Source organism: Streptomyces sp. SM11 (assembly GCF_002910905.1).
Taxonomy (GTDB): Bacteria; Actinomycetota; Actinomycetes; order Streptomycetales; family Streptomycetaceae; genus Streptomyces.
This window is the reverse complement of the sequence record NZ_NEUE01000304.1, coordinates 27308-42804: the sequence shown is the minus strand read 5'-3', so window position 1 is coordinate 42804 and position 15497 is coordinate 27308. Positions and strand designations below refer to the sequence as shown.

13 protein-coding genes are annotated in these 15497 nt (G+C 71.3%); 11 read left to right on the top strand and 2 right to left on the bottom strand.

All coding sequences use genetic code 11. The annotated features are described in order from the left end of the window. Positions 1-18: 18 nt before the first annotated feature. Positions 19-768, bottom strand: coding sequence for a bifunctional DNA primase/polymerase (locus tag B9S58_RS35360; protein WP_103535948.1), 750 nt, complete (start codon positions 766-768; stop codon positions 19-21). A 634-nt stretch (positions 769-1402) separates the two neighbouring features. On the opposite strand from B9S58_RS35360, the gene B9S58_RS35355 reads away from it, so the two are divergent. Together B9S58_RS35355 and B9S58_RS35350 are read left to right on the top strand one after the other, a co-directional pair. Further along, positions 1403-2890 carry a PP2C family protein-serine/threonine phosphatase gene (locus tag B9S58_RS35355; RefSeq protein WP_181009561.1) on the top strand — a complete coding sequence of 496 codons (1488 nt, stop codon included), beginning with the start codon at positions 1403-1405 and terminating at the stop codon, positions 2888-2890. A 157-nt stretch (positions 2891-3047) separates the two neighbouring features. Continuing rightward, the gene (locus B9S58_RS35350; protein ID WP_103535946.1) at positions 3048-4529 is read left to right on the top strand and encodes an aminopeptidase P family protein; all 1482 of its coding nucleotides are present in this window, start codon (positions 3048-3050) and stop codon (positions 4527-4529) included. A 65-nt stretch (positions 4530-4594) separates the two neighbouring features. Here B9S58_RS35350 and B9S58_RS35345 read toward each other — a convergent pair whose 3' ends face one another. Continuing rightward, positions 4595-5131 carry an ATP-binding protein gene (locus B9S58_RS35345; protein ID WP_103535945.1) on the bottom strand — a complete coding sequence of 179 codons (537 nt, stop codon included), beginning with the start codon at positions 5129-5131 and terminating at the stop codon, positions 4595-4597. A gap of 291 nt (positions 5132-5422) precedes the next feature. On the opposite strand from B9S58_RS35345, the gene B9S58_RS35340 reads away from it, so the two are divergent. From B9S58_RS35340 to B9S58_RS35300, 9 genes are all read left to right on the top strand, one after another. Beyond that, a complete protein-coding gene (locus tag B9S58_RS35340) occupies positions 5423-6286 on the top strand; it encodes a hypothetical protein (RefSeq protein ID WP_103535944.1) in 864 nt (287 codons plus the stop codon). Positions 6287-6438: 152 nt separating this feature from the next. After that, positions 6439-7185, top strand: a complete 747-nt coding sequence (locus B9S58_RS35335; protein WP_103535943.1) for a YcnI family protein — start codon at positions 6439-6441, stop codon at positions 7183-7185. Positions 7186-7229: 44 nt separating this feature from the next. Beyond that, positions 7230-7886 carry an SCO family protein gene (locus B9S58_RS35330; protein WP_103535942.1) on the top strand — a complete coding sequence of 219 codons (657 nt, stop codon included), beginning with the start codon at positions 7230-7232 and terminating at the stop codon, positions 7884-7886. Then, positions 7883-8329: a copper chaperone PCu(A)C gene (locus B9S58_RS35325; protein WP_103535941.1), complete on the top strand. Its 447-nt coding sequence runs from the start codon at positions 7883-7885 to the stop codon at positions 8327-8329. Before B9S58_RS35330 ends, B9S58_RS35325 begins: the two co-directional genes overlap by 4 nt. Positions 8330-8341: 12 nt before the next feature. After that, on the top strand, positions 8342-10288 hold the full coding sequence (locus B9S58_RS35320; RefSeq protein WP_103535940.1) for a copper resistance CopC/CopD family protein: 1947 nt from the start codon (positions 8342-8344) through the stop codon (positions 10286-10288). A 5-nt stretch (positions 10289-10293) separates the two neighbouring features. Next, positions 10294-11619: an iron uptake transporter deferrochelatase/peroxidase subunit gene (gene efeB / locus B9S58_RS35315; RefSeq protein ID WP_181009560.1), complete on the top strand. Its 1326-nt coding sequence runs from the start codon at positions 10294-10296 to the stop codon at positions 11617-11619. A gap of 116 nt (positions 11620-11735) precedes the next feature. After that, on the top strand, positions 11736-12671 hold the full coding sequence (gene pheA / locus B9S58_RS35310) for a prephenate dehydratase (RefSeq protein WP_103535939.1): 936 nt from the start codon (positions 11736-11738) through the stop codon (positions 12669-12671). Between the two features lie 691 nt (positions 12672-13362). Continuing rightward, the gene (gene serS / locus B9S58_RS35305; protein ID WP_103535938.1) at positions 13363-14640 is read left to right on the top strand and encodes a serine--tRNA ligase; all 1278 of its coding nucleotides are present in this window, start codon (positions 13363-13365) and stop codon (positions 14638-14640) included. Further along, positions 14637-15461 carry an HAD family hydrolase gene (locus B9S58_RS35300; protein ID WP_103535937.1) on the top strand — a complete coding sequence of 275 codons (825 nt, stop codon included), beginning with the start codon at positions 14637-14639 and terminating at the stop codon, positions 15459-15461. The genes serS and B9S58_RS35300 overlap by 4 nt, the downstream gene beginning before the upstream one ends. Positions 15462-15497: the final 36 nt, after the last annotated feature.

The window sequence follows — 15497 nt, the reverse complement described above, 5'->3', positions numbered from 1 at the left end:
CTTGCCTGCTCCGAGGCGTCAGTAGGCGAGCCGGCTGCCGCCGCCCGGGGCGCCGGTGCTCGCCTCGACCAAGGCGTCCAGGACCGTTTCGACGTCCGGGAGCCAGGGCGCCGCGACCGCGGGAGCCCCGCCCTTCGTGCGACCGCGGGACACCGGAGCGGAGGGGGAGGCAGCGGTTCCGAGCGGCGCGGGGGGCCGCTCCCAGCGGACCTGGCCCGCGCCGGTCCGGGACGGCGGCAGGACGAGGTAGCCGCCCTCGCCGTGGAACCGGAGCGAGCTGGGCACCCAGTCCTTCGCGTACAGCAGTTCGCCGAGCCGTTCCAGGGTGTACGGGGCCACCAGCAGCGACCACCGGGTGGGCGTCGCCACCACGGGGCCGAGTCGCATGCCGAGGACGTCGAGGGCACTCAGCGCTCTGGCGCCGGCCACGGCGGGCAGGCTCACCGCGCAGGGCGCGCGGCCGCCGGTCGCCAGCATCACGGGGGCGGCGGGGCGGTTGGCCCACCACCAGCGCACCATGCGCTCGTCCGTGGTGGCCGCCAGCAGGCCGGGTTCGAAGGGGTGTGCGCCCGGTACGGCGCAGTCGGGTTCGGGGCAGGCGCAGCCGAGGCCGCCGCTCTCGCCGTCCAGGGCGGCCTGCGTGGTCCCCACCCCGGGGACCACGGGCCACTGCCATACGGTGGCGCAGGTCAGGGCCGCGCCGAGCCGGGCGGTCCCCTCCTTGCGCCGGAGCCGGAGCCTGCGTCGCCTTCCGAGGATCTCGCGCATGAGCGCTCGTTCCTTTCCGTTGAACGCCGAGTCCACATGACAGCACGCGGGTGTGACACCACGTGCGCATCTCTTCGCTGTGCGTACGCGCTCATCGCTTCTGCGGTACGGGCGTGCCGTCGATACCGAGCGTGAGCCGAGCCGAGCCGAGTGGAACCGGTCCGAATGGAACCGATCTGGGGTGGAACACAGTGCCGAATCGAGCAGAGTCGAATCTAACGGGATCGAACTGACCGAACGGGGCCGGACTGACCGAGCGGAGTCGTGCTGCCCTGGCGGAGTCGTGCGGGTCGAACCGAGCGGGTCGAGCCGGGTCGGCGATCGCCGGGCGAGGGTGGCATGCGCCTTGCCTGCCGCCCCTTGTGCGAACCCCGCCGTCCGGGGCGGGGACGTCGCCTTCACGGGTAAGGACGCCCGAACCCGCTGCCGGGTTCCTGGGCTGTCACAACCGCACCCGCGCATCACCGTTTACGTACCCAGCATGCACGGAATGACGCTCCTCCGGCGACCCGACCCCGGAGGTACCCCTGTTGAGCGACCCCTAGTCGACCGCAAATGGCGTCCATGGGGTGCATTTTTTGGCCAAGCTAACCGACACTGGGAGAGCACGAATCGCCCGGGTCCTGAAGGGACAATGCTGGACATCAGGTTACTTGTGCGTGTACATGTGGATGTATTGATAGTGGCGCAGAATCACATGGGGGTTTGCGATGCTATTCGACGAATCGCACCGGTCGGAAAGCTGGCTGCCATGAGCGCCCCACACCTGCCGAAAGTGGCTGGAATCGATTCAGAGGTTCCGGTTTCAACTCACACTTCCGCTCCCCTGACGGAGGTCCCCGGCCCGCCCGGAGCCTTCATCCAGGACCGGCTGGCGGGCTGGGTCTCGGACCTCACCACCCTGCACGAACTCACCGAGCGGCTGGCCGGGACGAGCACCCTCGACGACGCCCTCAACGAACTGCTGCGCGCCGGAGCCGCCCTCGTCGGCGCCCGCCGCGGACTTCTCGTTCTGGAACCGGAGCACGGCGAAGGCTCCTCCACCACCCTCGGCCTCGGACTCTCCCACGCCGAACTCGGACACCTGGAGACCGTGCCCCGCGCGGCCACCGTCCTCGGCCGCGTCCTCGACGGGCTCCCGGACACCACCGACGGGATCGCCAGCCCCGACCTGCTCGGCGAGCAGGATCTCGACCCCCGGCACCGCGAGGTCGCCACCCGGCTCGGCTACGCCGCGAGCTACGCCCTCCCGCTCACCTCCGAGGCGGCCGGCCGTCTCGGCGCGGCCGTCTGGCTCTACGGCGAACCGGCCGAGCCCGCACAGAAACAGCGCCACCTCGCCGGCCTCTACGCGCGCTACGCCACCGAGCACCTGGCCCGTCTGATCGAGCTGGAGCGCGCCCGCGCGGACGTCGCCGCCGTCGCCGAGGAACTGCTACCCAGCCGGCTGCCCCGGATCCCCGGCGTCCAGCTCGCCGCCCGGCACCGCACCGGCCCCCGGGGCGGCGGCGACTGGTACGACGCGCTGCCGCTGCCCGACCGCACGCTCGGCCTCGCCGTCGGCTCCGTGGGCGGGTCCGGACCGAACGCCATGGCCGCCATGGGCCGGCTGCGCGCCAGTCTGCGGGCGTACGCCGTGATGGAGGGCGAGGACCCCGTCGCTGTCCTCTCCGACCTGGAACTGCTGCTGCGGCTCACCGAGCCCGCGCGGACCGCGACCGCCCTGTTCGCCTACTGCGAACCCGCCACCCGCAAGGTCGTGCTGGCCGGCGCCGGGCACACCCCGCCACTGGTGCTGGGCGAGCAGCGCTGCGAGTTCGTCGAGACCACGCTCTCCGCCCCGCTCGGGATGCTCGCCTGCTGGGAGGCGCCGAGCGTGGAGTTCAGCCCCGCGCCCGGCGAGACGGTGCTGCTCTACACGGACGGGCTGCTGCGCCGCACCGGGGACCCGATGGACCGCGCCTTCGCCCGGCTGCACTCCGCCGCCGCTTCCGTACCGAAGCAGGGCCGGCACGATCCGGCGGCCGTCGCCGACCACGTCCTGCGCACGATGCTTCCCGACGGCCTCGACCGGAGCGATTCCGCCGAGGACGTCGTGATCCTCGCCGCCCACTTCGACTGACCGCCCACGTCGACCGGACCGCCCACGTCGACCGACGTCGAGGGCCTCTCCGATAGCGAGGGCCTCTCTCCGATAGGAGGCCCTTCGACCCTGGGCCCCCTTTCGTACGCCCGTACGATGGGTGATGGTCCAGTGTCGTATCAAGGAGAGACATATCGTGTCTGAGGAGCTCATCCCGGAGAACCCGGAGCAGGAGACCGAGGAGAACGAAGCGGCGGAACCGGTCAAGCAGCGGAAGAACGGCCTGTACCCGGGCGTCTCCGACGAGCTCGCCGACAACATGAAGTCGGGCTGGGCCGACACGGAACTGCACGACCTCCGGCCGATCGCCCAGGCCGAGCACACCGCCGCCCGGCGCGCCGCGCTCTCCGACCGCTTCCCCGGCGAGCGCCTGGTCATCCCCGCGGGCAACCTGAAGACCCGCTCGAACGACACCGAGTACGCCTTCCGCGCCTCCACCGAGTACGCGTACCTCACCGGTGACCAGACCCAGGACGGCGTGCTCGTCCTGGAGCCGACCGGCGACAGCGGCCACGAGGCGACCATCTACCTGCTGCCACGCTCCAATCGGGAGAACGGCGAGTTCTGGCTCGACGGCCAGGGTGAGCTGTGGGTCGGCCGTCGGCACTCCCTCACCGAGGCCGAGCAGCTGCTGGGCATCCCCGCGAAGGACGTCCGCGAGCTGGCCGCCGCACTGACCGGGGCCACCGGCCCGGTCCGGGGCGTCCGCGGCCACGACGCGGGCACCGAGGCAGCCCTCACCGACAAGGTCACCGCGGAGCGCGACGAGGAGCTGCGCGTCTACCTCTCCGAGGCCCGTCTGGTGAAGGACGCCTTCGAGATCGCCGAGCTGCAGAAGGCGTGCGACGCCACCGCACGCGGCTTCGAGGACGTCGTGAAGAGCCTGGACAAGGCCGAGGCGACCAGCGAGCGCTTCATCGAGGGCACGTTCTTCCTGCGCGCCCGCATCGAGGGCAACGACATCGGCTACGGCTCGATCTGCGCCGCCGGTCCGCACGCCACCACCCTGCACTGGGTCCGCAACGACGGCGCCGTCCGCGCGGGCGAGCTGCTGCTCCTCGACGCCGGCGTCGAGACCAACGACCTCTACACCGCCGATGTGACGCGGACGCTTCCCATCAACGGCACCTTCAACCCGCTTCAGCGCAAGATCTACGACGCGGTGTACGAGGCCCAGGAGGCGGGCATCGCCGCCGTGAAGCCCGGTGCCGGCTACCGCGACTTCCACGACGCCGCGCAGCGCGTGCTCGCCGAGAAGCTCGTCGAGTGGGGCCTGCTCGGCGACCTGTCCGTGGACAAGGTCCTGGAGCTGGGCCTCCAGCGCCGCTGGACCCTCCACGGCACGGGCCACATGCTCGGCATGGACGTCCACGACTGCGCCGCCGCACGCACCGAGGCGTACGTCGACGGCACGCTGGAGCCGGGCGTCTGCCTGACGGTCGAGCCCGGTCTCTACTTCCAGGCCGACGACCTGACCGTGCCCGCGGAGTACCGGGGCATCGGCGTCCGGATCGAGGACGACATCCTCGTCACCGAGGACGGCAACCGGAACCTCTCCGACACGCTGCCCCGCCGGGCGGACGAGGTCGAGGCCTGGATGGCGCAGCTGAAGGGCTGATCCCTCCCCGTGCCCCTCTTCGTACGGCGGCTTTGCCGTACGAAGAGCGCAGGGCGCGCCGCTCACTACACCGTGAGCAGCGCGCCCTCACGCCATTTCAGGACCTTGTCGAAGCTCACCACCGCGCCGCGGCCCGGCCGGTTGCCGAACTGGACGTGGTCCGAAAGCTGCTCGATGAGGTCGAGACCCCGGCCGCTCTCGGCTTCGGCGTCCCATGGGAGAAGTGAGGGAAGTGGGGGAAGTGAGGGCTGCGGGTGCTGTTCGGAATGTGCGGCTGGGCGAAGCGCGCGCCGGGCGGGAAAGCCCGGTCCCGAGTCGCTGACCTCGATACGGCATTTCTCGCCGTCCAGATAGGCCGTGACCCGGTACTGCCCGGAGTCCGCGGCGGGGCGTCCGTACCCGGCATCCTCCGGCTCCCCGGGAGCCGTCCGGTCGCCACCGTGTTCGACGGCGTTCGCACAGGCTTCGCTGAGCGCGACCGACAGGTCGAAGGAGATGTCCGGATCCACCCCCGCGGTTTCCATGGTGCCGAGCAGAAAACGACGGGCGAGCGGAACGCTCGCAGCTTCGCGCCGCAAATGGAGAGACCACCAGATGCTCATCTTTCAGCCTCCTGGCTGCGGCTCGACGTATCGATACGTATTGCCGCCCTCGGCACTTCGTAAGCACGGATCGGGTGGGAGAGCCCTCATTCGGCGGATGTGGACATTCGGCCGCCCGGTGTATGGACCCGCCCGTCGGCAGGTCACCGGGGCCGTCCCGTGGCCAGGGGTGCCCGCCCCTGGTCCGTACATCCCCCGCGAACAGGCGCAACAAGCGCGGTTGGGGACGGAGCCTGACCTTCCGGACCTGCCGTACGGCACAGGGGGGTGCAGTGCGATGATGTCCCGGCTATGTCCACGCCTCTCGCACGCGCCGGAGCCGGTCTGCGGCTCATGAGGGCCGCGGTGTTCACCGCGGTCTGCGTCGTGCTGTCCGCGGCCGGGCACGCGTTCGCCGCCGGAACAGCCGTCCCCGCGTGGACGGTGGTCGCCGGATTCCTCGGCGTCCTCGCCGTCGCCACGGTCCTCGCCGGACGGGAACGTTCCCTTCCGTCGATCGTGGGCGCGCTGGCCGGCGGACAGATCCTGCTGCACGTGCTCTTCGCGTGCGGCAGCCACAGCAGCGCCCCGGCCGCCGCAGCGTCCACGGGCGGCGACAACCCGCTCATCCGGTTCGCCGCCGGCCTCGTGTGCGGCGCCGGACCTGCGCAGCTGAACGCGGCCGACGCCCACCGCATCGTCTCCTCCGCGGGCATCGATCCGTCGACGCTCGCGGGGGCCCACGGTCATCTCGCGGACGGCGGGGCCGGAGCGGCCCGGGCCGCGGCCTCGGCGGCTCCGGACGGGGCCTCCGGCATCGCGCAGGTCTGCGCCACGGTGTCCGCGCTGCTGCCGAGCCTGCCGATGTTCCTCGCCCACGTCCTCGTCGCGCTCGCCACCGGCTGGCTGCTGCGGCGCGGCGAGATCGCCCTCTTCGGGCTGGCCCGGCTCTCCGCCCACAGCGCCCAGGCGCTGGCGGCCGGGGCCCGGCTGCGGTCCCTGCGGGCCGCGCTCGCCCTCGTCCGCGCGCTGCGGGCCGGGGCACGCGAACAGCTCGTGGCCGGGCCGTGCGTTCCGCGCCGCTCCGACGACGTACCAGTACCGGCCGTCGGGGATCCTCTGCAGCACCTGGTGATCAGGCGCGGGCCTCCGGCCCCGTACGCCCTCGCAGCCTGACGCGACGCCTCCCACCACCGCCCCCGCGGGCCCGTCCGCACACGTCCCTGTGCGCGCACGCCCAAGGAGATCCGGACCACGAGGTGTCGTGATGCCGCCGCGCATCCGCGCGCCGGACCACCGCGTTCCGTTTCCCTGTGGAGATTTCTGCCATGAAGCTTTCCCGTATCGCCCTCGCCGGCGGCGTCGCCGCGTCCACCGTCCTGCTGATCGCCGGCCCGGCCGCCGCCCATGTCAGCGTCCAGCCGGTCGGCGAGGCCGCCAAGGGCGGATACGCCACGCTCAACTTCAAGGTCCCCAACGAGCGCGACCAGGCCTCGACGGTGAAGCTCGAAGTCAACTTCCCGGCCGACCACCCGCTGTCGTCCGTCACCCCGCAGGCCGTCCCAGGCTGGAAGATCACGATCGACAGGAGCACGCTCGACAAGCCTCTCGAGGTGCACGGCAAGAAGATCACCGAGGCGGTCTCCAAGGTGACCTGGACCGCGGACGAGGGCGAGATCGCCCCCGGCTACTTCCAGCAGTTCCCGGTCTCCGTCGGCGCGCTTCCCGAGGACGCCGACCAGCTCGTCTTCAAGGCGATCCAGACGTACGACAACAAGGAAGTCGTCCGCTGGATCGAGGAGCCCACGGCCGGCGGCGACGAGCCCGACAGCCCGGCCCCGGTCTTGAAGCTGACCGCCGCCGCCGAGGACCACCACGGCGGCGCGGCCGACGACGCCAAGGAGTCCGACGACCCCAAGGCCGCCGGCACCGAGGCGTCGTCCAAGGGGAGCAGCACCGCCGCGTCCTCCTCCTCAAGCGACACCACCGCCCGCACGCTGGGCATCATCGGCATCGTCATCGGCATCGGGGGCATCGCGTTCGGTGTGCTCGCCGGACGTCGCCGATCGGCCTGACCGGCCGGTTCCCTCACCCGCACCACGTTCAGGACACCTCTTACATGCGCAACACAAAAGCAGTGACGGCCGTGGCGTTCGCCGCCGCGGCCGCACTGGCCCTCTCCGCCTGCGGCACCGGTGACGACAAGGCGGACTCCTCGTCCATCGCCGAGGTCAGCGCCGCGCCGGACAAGCCCGCGACCGTCCTCGACCAGCCGTTCACCAAGCCGAACCTCGTACTCACCGACACGAACGGCAAGGAGTACGACCTCCGCGAGGCGACCAAGGGCAAGCCGACGCTCATCTACTTCGGCTACACCAAGTGCCCCGACGTCTGCCCGCTGACCATGAGCAACATCTCCCTCGCCAAGCGGGAGCTGCCCAAGGCCGACCAGGAAAAGCTCCAGGTCGTCTTCGTCACCACCGACCCCGAGCGCGACACCCCCGCCTCGCTCGGCGAGTGGCTCGCCGCCCAGGATCCCTCCTTCACCGGTCTCACCGGCGACTTCCCGACCATCCAGGCCGGGGCGCGGCAGATCGGCATCGGCATCGACGCGCCGAAGAAGGAGAAGGACGGGACCGTCGTCTCGATGCACGGCGCCCAGGTCATCGCCTTCTCCCCGAAGACGGACAAGGGGTATGTGCTCTACGGCGAGGACACCACCGCCGAGGAGTACGCGAAGGACCTCCCCAAGCTGCTCAAGGGGGAGACCCCGTGAACCGCCGGGCGGCCCTCGCCGGCGTCCTCGCCCTCACCACGGGGCTGACACTGGCCGGGTGCTCGTCGGACAGCGAACCGGATCTGAAGGTCGTCGGCGCGTATCTGCCGCAGCCCGTCAGCGACATGGCCGCCGGTTTCCTCGTCGTGCAGAACAACGGCGGAGCCGGGGACCGGCTCACCTCGGTGACCAGTCCGCTCTCCGACGACATCACGATCCACGAGACGAAGAACCAGAAGATGCGCGAGGTCTCCTCCTTCGAGGTGCCCGCGAACGGCGAGCTCGATCTCGAACGCGGTGGCAACCACATCATGTTCATGAAGATCAAGCAGAAGCCCAAGCCGGGCGAGAAGGTCTCCGTCGAGCTGCACTTCGAGAAGGCCGGCCCCATCACGGTCGACCTGCCGGTGAAGGCAACCACCCACAACCCGAAGAAGCAGTGAGGGACTGAAACAATGTCTGCCACCGCCCCGTACGCCGGACCGTTCCCGATACGACGGCCCGTCGCCGCCGCCGCGCTCCTCGCCGCGCTGGTCAGCCTGGTGTTCGGGCTGCTGCTGGCCGGCGCGGGCCCGGCGTCCGCGCACGCCGCCCTCACCGGGAGCGACCCGCAGGACGGGGCGGTGGTGGACACCGCGCCCAAGGAGGTCACCCTCAGCTTCTCCGAGGCCATCGCCGTGGGCGACGACTCCATCCGGGTCCTCGACCCCAGCGGCAAGCGCGCCGACACCGAAGCCGAACCGCGCGATCTCTCCGAGGGCGGCACCGTCCGCTACGGCGTCGCGCTCCACTCCGGCCTGCCGGACGGCACCTACACGGTGGCCTGGCAGGCGATCTCCGCCGACAGCCACCCGATCTCCGGCGCGTTCACGTTCTCCATCGGCGCTCCGTCCGAGACCACGGTGGCCCTGCCCTCCCAGGCGGTGGGCGGCGGCGCGGTCGGCGTCGTCTACGACATCGCGCGCTACGCCGCGTACGGCGGCTTCGTCCTGCTCGTCGGCGGCAGCGCGTTCGTCCTGGTCTGCTGGCAGCGCGGCGCGTCCGCCCTGCCGATGCAGCGGCTCGTGGTCCGCGGCTGGCTCACGCTGACCGCGGCGACCCTGGCCATGCTGCTGCTGCGCCATCCGTACACCGGCAGCGGGAAGTTCGCCGACGCCTTCGACCTCGCCGGGCTCCAGTCCGTCCTGGACACCAAGTCCGGCGCCGCCCTCGTCTCCCGGCTGCTGCTGCTCGGGGCCGCCGCCCTGTTCATCGCCGTGCTGTTCGGCACGTACGCCCGGCGCGAGGACGAGCGGGAGAAGAAGGACCTCACCTTCGGCCTCGCCGTCGGGGGCGGGGTGGTCGCGGCGGGCATCGCCGCCACCTGGTCGATGTCCGAGCACGCCTCGACCGGTATCCAGCCGTCCATCGCCATGCCGGTGGACGTCCTGCACCTGCTGGCCGTCGCCGCGTGGCTCGGCGGGCTCTCCTCACTCCTGGTGGCGCTGTACCGGACCCCGGACATCGGGAGCGCCGCGGTACGACGCTTCTCCGCGGTCGCGTTCGGCAGTGTCGTGGTCCTGGCGGCGACCGGGATCTACCAGTCCTGGCGGCAGGTCGGCTCCTGGTCGGCGCTGACCGGGACGCGCTACGGGCAGCTGCTGATCCTCAAGGTGGCTCTGATCGCCGTCCTGCTCATGGTCGCCTGGTTCTCCCGGCGCTGGACGGGACGGCTGACGGACACCGCTGTCGCCTCCTCCGGAACCGAGGAAGCGGACCCGGTGACAGGGGAGGCGGACCCGGTGACCGAGGTGATCGGGCCGGAGGACACCCCGGCCGACGTCGGCCCCGAGCGCGCCGCGCAACTGGCCCGCCAGCGGGCCATCCTGACCGCGACGAAGAAGAAGCGGATACGGGACGCCGACCCGGAGCGCTCCGGGCTGCGCCGCTCGGTCCTGGCCGAGGCCGTCGTCGCCGTCGTCCTGCTGGCCGTCACCACCATGCTGACGGCCACCGAACCGGGCCGTACACAGGAGGAGGCCGCGGGCGACGCCACCGCGGCGACCGCTCCCGCCGCGGGCGGCCCGGTCAACCTGAGCATGCCGTTCGACACCGGCGGCCGGAACGGCAAGGGCACCGTCCGCATCGACATCGGCCCCGGCCGCACCGGCTCCAACGACCTGCATGTGTGGATCGACGGCAGCGACGGCAAGCCGATGGACGTCCCCGAGCTGAAGCTGGCCCTCACCCTGGAGTCGAAGGACATCGGCCCGCTGCCAGTCGTACCGGACCGGCTGGCCGAGGGGCACTGGACGGCGAGCGGTGTGCAGATCCCGATGGCCGGGGACTGGAAGGTCGACGTGACGGTACGGACATCGGACATCGACCAGGTCACCATCGACAAGAACGCGAAGATCGGCTGAGCACGGTGAGCAAGACCAAGAAGCAGGCCCCGGACGGGACCGACACGACCGATTCCCCGCGCAACGTCGTCGGGAGCAGCGGCACCGGCGTGTCGCGGCGCCGGCTGCTGGGCACCGCGGGCGCCGCGGGTGCCACGGGGCTGGTGCTGGGAGCCGGGGGCGGAGCCGCCGGGTACGCCGCCACCCGCCCCGAGGAGCCGGCCGCGCTGACGACCGTCGGGGCGACCGAGGCGATGTTTCACGGGAAACATCAACCGGGGATCACCACTCCGCTTCAGGCCCGGGGCCATCTCGTCGCCTTCGACCTGACGGCGGGCGCGGGGCGCAAGGAGGCGGCAGTGCTGCTGCGGCGCTGGTCCGCGGTGGCGAAGGAGCTGATGGCGGGCCGCCCCGCGGCTGGCGGGCCGGACGGCCCCGGACACGACACCGGGATCGCCCTGGACGCGGGGCCGTCGTCCCTGACCGTCACCTTCGGCTTCGGCCGTACGTTCTTCGCACGTACGGGACTGGCCGCCCGCCTGCCCGCCGCGCTCGACCCGCTGCCCGCGTTCTCCGCCGACGCCCTCAACGCCGAGCGCTCGAACGGCGACCTGTGGGTGCAGGTCGGCGCGGACGACGCACTGGTCGCCTTCCACGCGCTGCGGGCCCTCCAGAAGGAGGCCGCGGGCACGGCACGGGTGCGGTGGCAGATGAACGGCTTCAACCGCACCCCCGGCGCGACCGCCCGGCCGATGACCGCCCGCAACCTGATGGGCCAGATCGACGGGACCGGCAACCCGAAGCCGGCCGACGAGGACTTCGGCCGGCGGGTGTTCGTCCCCGCCTCCCCCGGGAAGCCGCAGGAGTGGATGGAGGGCGGTTCGTACGCCGTCGTCCGCCGGATCAGGATGCTCCTGGACGACTGGGAGAAGCTTCCGGTGGAGCGCCAGGAGCGGGTCATCGGGCGGCGCAAGGCGGACGGGGCGCCCCTGAGCGGGGGGACCGAGACCACGGAGATGGACCTCGACAAGGCGGGCCCGGACGGCAGGCTCGTGATCCCCGACAACGCCCACGCCCGGATCTCCTCACCCGAGAAGAACGGCGGGGCCGCCATGCTGCGCCGCCCGTTCTCGTACCACGACGGCATCGCGGAGGACGGTGCTCCGGACGCCGGGCTCCTCTTCGTCTGCTGGCAGGCGGACCCGTTCCGGGGCTTCGTGCCGGTGCAGCGCAAGCTCGACCGGGGCGACGCGCTGTCGCCGTTCCTCCGGCACGAGGCGAGCGGCGTGTTCGCGGTCCCGGGCGGTGCGGGGGAGGGCGAGTACGTGGGGCAGCGGCTTCTGGAGTCGTAGGCGGCCGCACCTTCCGTCCACGGTCGACAAGCGCGCGGGCCGCGGCCCGCGCGCTCCCTCCCGACCGCATTCTGAGACAGCACGGCGGGCCTCGCGGGGCGCATTAGGGTGACCGTATGTCAGCCACGCGCTACGCCTATCTCGGCCCCGAGGGCACCTTCACCGAGGTCGCCCTCCGTACGCTCCCGGAAGCCGCCACCCGGGAACTCGTCCCGATGGTCTCCGTGCCGGCCGCTCTGGACGCCGTACGCAACGGCGAGGCGGCGGCGGCGCTCGTGCCGATCGAGAACTCCGTCGAGGGCGGCATCACCGCGACGCTGGACGAGCTGGCCGGCGGGGAACCGCTGATGATCTACCGCGAGGTGCTGCTCTCCATCACCTTCGCGCTGCTGGTACGGCCCGGGACCAAGCTGTCGGACATCAAGACGGTCACCGCGCACCCGGCCGCCCAGCCGCAGGTGCGCAACTGGATGGCGGCCCATCTCCCAAGAGCCCTGTGGGAGTCGGCGGCGTCCAACGCGGACGGGGCCCGGCTGGTCCAGGAGGGGCGGTACGACGCGGCGTTCGCCGGGGAGTTCGCCGCCGCCACCTACGGCCTGGAGCCGCTGGTGACGGAGATCCACGACGCGGAGAACGCCCAGACCCGCTTCGTCCTGGTGGGCCGTCCCGCCCGGCCCTCCGCCCCGACCGGTGCGGACAAGACCTCCGTGGTGATCCGGCTCGGCGACGACCATCCCGGCGCCCTGCTGGAGCTGCTCCAGGAGTTCGCGGTGCGCGGCGTCAACCTGATGCTGATCCAGTCCCGCCCGACCGGCGAGGGCATCGGCAACTACTGCTTCGCCGTGGACGCGGAGGGGCACATCGCGGACCGGCGGGTCGGGGAGGCCCTGATGGGACTGAAGCGGATCAGCCCGAAGGTGCGGTTCCTCGGCTCGTACCCGCGGGCGGGTGTCTCCCCGGACGAGGTGCGGCCGCTGCGGGCGGGCACGTCGGACGCGGCGTTCACGGAAGCCTCCGACTGGCTGGCGCGCAGCCAGGACGGCCGGATCTGACGGCAGGGCGGGAGAGAGCTCCGGCGCGCAGGCTTCCCGGGGCGGCCACCTTGCGCGCTCCGCAGTGGTGCGATCTACAGGTAGTCACACGCTCCGGAGAGTTATCCACAGGGCGACTCTCGACCTGGGGACAAGTCGACACCCTCATGCGACATCGTCGACAAATCAACCCAGGAGCCCCGGGGCCATCCACAGAATCATGAGGCGGCACGAGTTGCCGCGCACCTGCCCCATTCCCTTGATCAACTCTTTGAGGTGGCGAATTCCCACCCGAATGAGCGCGCCGAACGGGTTTGGGCGGAGATTCCATGGACCTTCGCCCGACTTCCGGAACAATCCCCTCCGGCATCCACAGAACTTCCACACAGCCTGTGGATAACTATTCCGACGCCGAACCCCCTGTGGACAACGGTGATAGACGCACCACCCAACTCCCGCCCCACTCAAGGGCGGTACGTCAAGGCGAACCGCACCTTCTGCCCTGTTCAGGGGAGTTAACCACCGCTATTGACACCCTCGCCCGCACCGACCCCGAGATCGACGCCCATACCGAGATCGAGATCGGCGCCGCGATCATCCGCGAGCATCTGCGATTCCCCCTCAGAAATATCAATTCCGGCAATTCGGTCATAGTGACACGCTCGGCAATATCGGTTCGAGTGCGAGAACCGCGCACCGGTAGCCTGGAGGGGTGATTGACCTTCGCCTGCTCCGTGAGGACCCCGACCGTGTTCGCGCCTCCCAGCGCGCCCGTGGAGAGGACGTCGACCTCGTCGACGCCCTGCTCTCCGCCGACGAGCTGCGCAGGTCGTCCGGCGTCCGCTTCGACGAACTCCGCGCCGAGCAGAAGTCGCTCGGCAAGCTGATTCCCAAGGCCACCCCCGAGGAGCGCACCGAGCTCCTCAAGAAGGCCGAACAGCTCAAGGCCGACGTCAAGGCGGCCGACGCCGCCCAGGACGAGGCGGACGCGGACGCCAAGAGGCTGCTGCTCCGGCTCGGCAACATCGTCCACGAGGACGTACCGGTCGGCGGCGAGGAGGACTTCGTCGTCCTGGAGACGCACGGCACCATCCGCGACTTCGGCGCCGAGGGCTTCGAGCCCAAGGACCACCTGGAGCTCGGCGAGGCGCTCGGCGCCATCGACATGGAGCGCGGGGCCAAGGTGTCCGGCTCGCGGTTCTACTACCTCACGGGCGTCGGCGCGCTCCTGGAGCTCGCCCTCGTCAACGCGGCGATCGCCCAGGCCACCGAGGCCGGCTTCATCCCGATGCTGACCCCCGCGCTGGTCCGCCCGCGCGCCATGGAGGGCACCGGCTTCCTCGGCCAGGCCTCGGAGAACGTGTACCACCTGGAGAAGGACGACTACTACCTGGTCGGCACCTCCGAGGTCCCCCTCGCCGCGTACCACATGGACGAGATCATCGACGCCGACAAGCTGCCCCTGCGGTACGCCGGGTTCTCCCCGTGCTTCCGCCGCGAGGCCGGCACGTACGGCAAGGACACCCGCGGCATCTTCCGCGTCCACCAGTTCGACAAGGTCGAGATGTTCTCGTACGTCGACCCGGCGGACGCCGAGGCCGAGCACCGCAGGCTCCTGGACTGGGAGAAGCAGTGGCTCACCGCCCTCGAACTGCCCTTCCAGGTGATCGACGTCGCCACCGGTGACCTCGGCTCCTCCGCCTCGCGGAAGTTCGACTGCGAGGCGTGGATCCCGACCCAGGGCAAGTACCGCGAGCTGACCTCCGCGTCGAACTGCGACGGCTTCCAGGCCCGCCGCCTGTCCGTCCGGATGCGCGAGGGCAAGAAGGTCCAGCCGCTGGCCACCCTGAACGGCACGCTCTGCGCCGTACCGCGCACGATCGTGGCGATCCTGGAGAACCACCAGCTCCCCGACGGTTCGGTCCGGGTCCCCGAGATGCTCCGTCCGTACCTGGGCGGGCGCGAGGTCCTGGAACCGGTCGCCAAGTGACCTTCCCCTACAAGCTCGTCGCGACCGACCTCGACGGCACGTTGCTGCGCGGGGACGACACGGTCTCCGAGCGCACCCGCACGGCACTGGCCGCCGCCACGGCGGCCGGCGCCGCGCACATCGTCGTCACCGGACGCGCGGTCCCCTGGACCCGGCACATCCTGGACGACCTCGGCTACGAGGGGCTCGCGGTCTGCGGTCAGGGCGCGCAGGTCTACCACGCGGGCGAGCACAAGCTGCTGACCTCGCTGACCCTGGACCGGCAGCTGGCCGGCCTCGCGCTGTCCAAGATCGAGGCGGAGGTCGGTCCGCTGCACCTGGCCGCCAGCCGCGACGGACTGGACGGCGAGGTGCTGGTGGGCCCCGGCTACCGGGTACAGGAGGGGCCGCTTCCGTATCTCTTCGTGGACGACGCCACCGAGATGTGGACCGCCCCGCTCAACAAGGTCTACATACAGCACCCGGAGCTGGACGACGACGCGCTGGCCTTCGCCGCGCGGGCGGCGGTCGGCAGCCTGGTCGACGTGGTCATGGCCGGGGCCGGCGTGGTCGAGATCCTGCCGCTGGGCCTGAGCAAGGCGACCGGCCTCTCGCTGGCCGCCCGCCGGCTCGGTGTGAAGGCGGCCGACACGATCGCCTTCGGCGACATGCCGAACGACATCCCGATGTTCGGCTGGGCCCACCACGGCGTGGCCATGGCCAACGCCCACGACGACCTGAAGGCCGTCGCCCACGAGATCACCGCGTCCAACGATGACGACGGCATCGCGGTGGTGCTTGAGGAGCTGCTCCGCTCGGCACCCGTGCAGCCCGCGCGGTAGCGCACCCACCCGCACTCCGGACAACGCGACGGCGGC

What these genes read in the sequence shown, in the direction of transcription:
- B9S58_RS35360 (WP_103535948.1), bottom strand. Translation starts at nt 768, where the DNA reads ATGCGCGAGATCCTCGGAAGGCGACGCAGGCTCCGGCTCCGGCGCAAG.
- B9S58_RS35355 (WP_181009561.1), top strand. Translation starts at nt 1,403, where the DNA reads ATGCTGGACATCAGGTTACTTGTGCGTGTACATGTGGATGTATTGATA.
- B9S58_RS35345 (WP_103535945.1), bottom strand. Translation starts at nt 5,131, where the DNA reads ATGAGCATCTGGTGGTCTCTCCATTTGCGGCGCGAAGCTGCGAGCGTT.
- B9S58_RS35340 (WP_103535944.1), top strand. Translation starts at nt 5,423, where the DNA reads ATGTCCACGCCTCTCGCACGCGCCGGAGCCGGTCTGCGGCTCATGAGG.
- B9S58_RS35335 (WP_103535943.1), top strand. Translation starts at nt 6,439, where the DNA reads ATGAAGCTTTCCCGTATCGCCCTCGCCGGCGGCGTCGCCGCGTCCACC.
- B9S58_RS35330 (WP_103535942.1), top strand. Translation starts at nt 7,230, where the DNA reads ATGCGCAACACAAAAGCAGTGACGGCCGTGGCGTTCGCCGCCGCGGCC.
- B9S58_RS35320 (WP_103535940.1), top strand. Translation starts at nt 8,342, where the DNA reads ATGTCTGCCACCGCCCCGTACGCCGGACCGTTCCCGATACGACGGCCC.
- pheA (WP_103535939.1), top strand. Translation starts at nt 11,736, where the DNA reads ATGTCAGCCACGCGCTACGCCTATCTCGGCCCCGAGGGCACCTTCACC.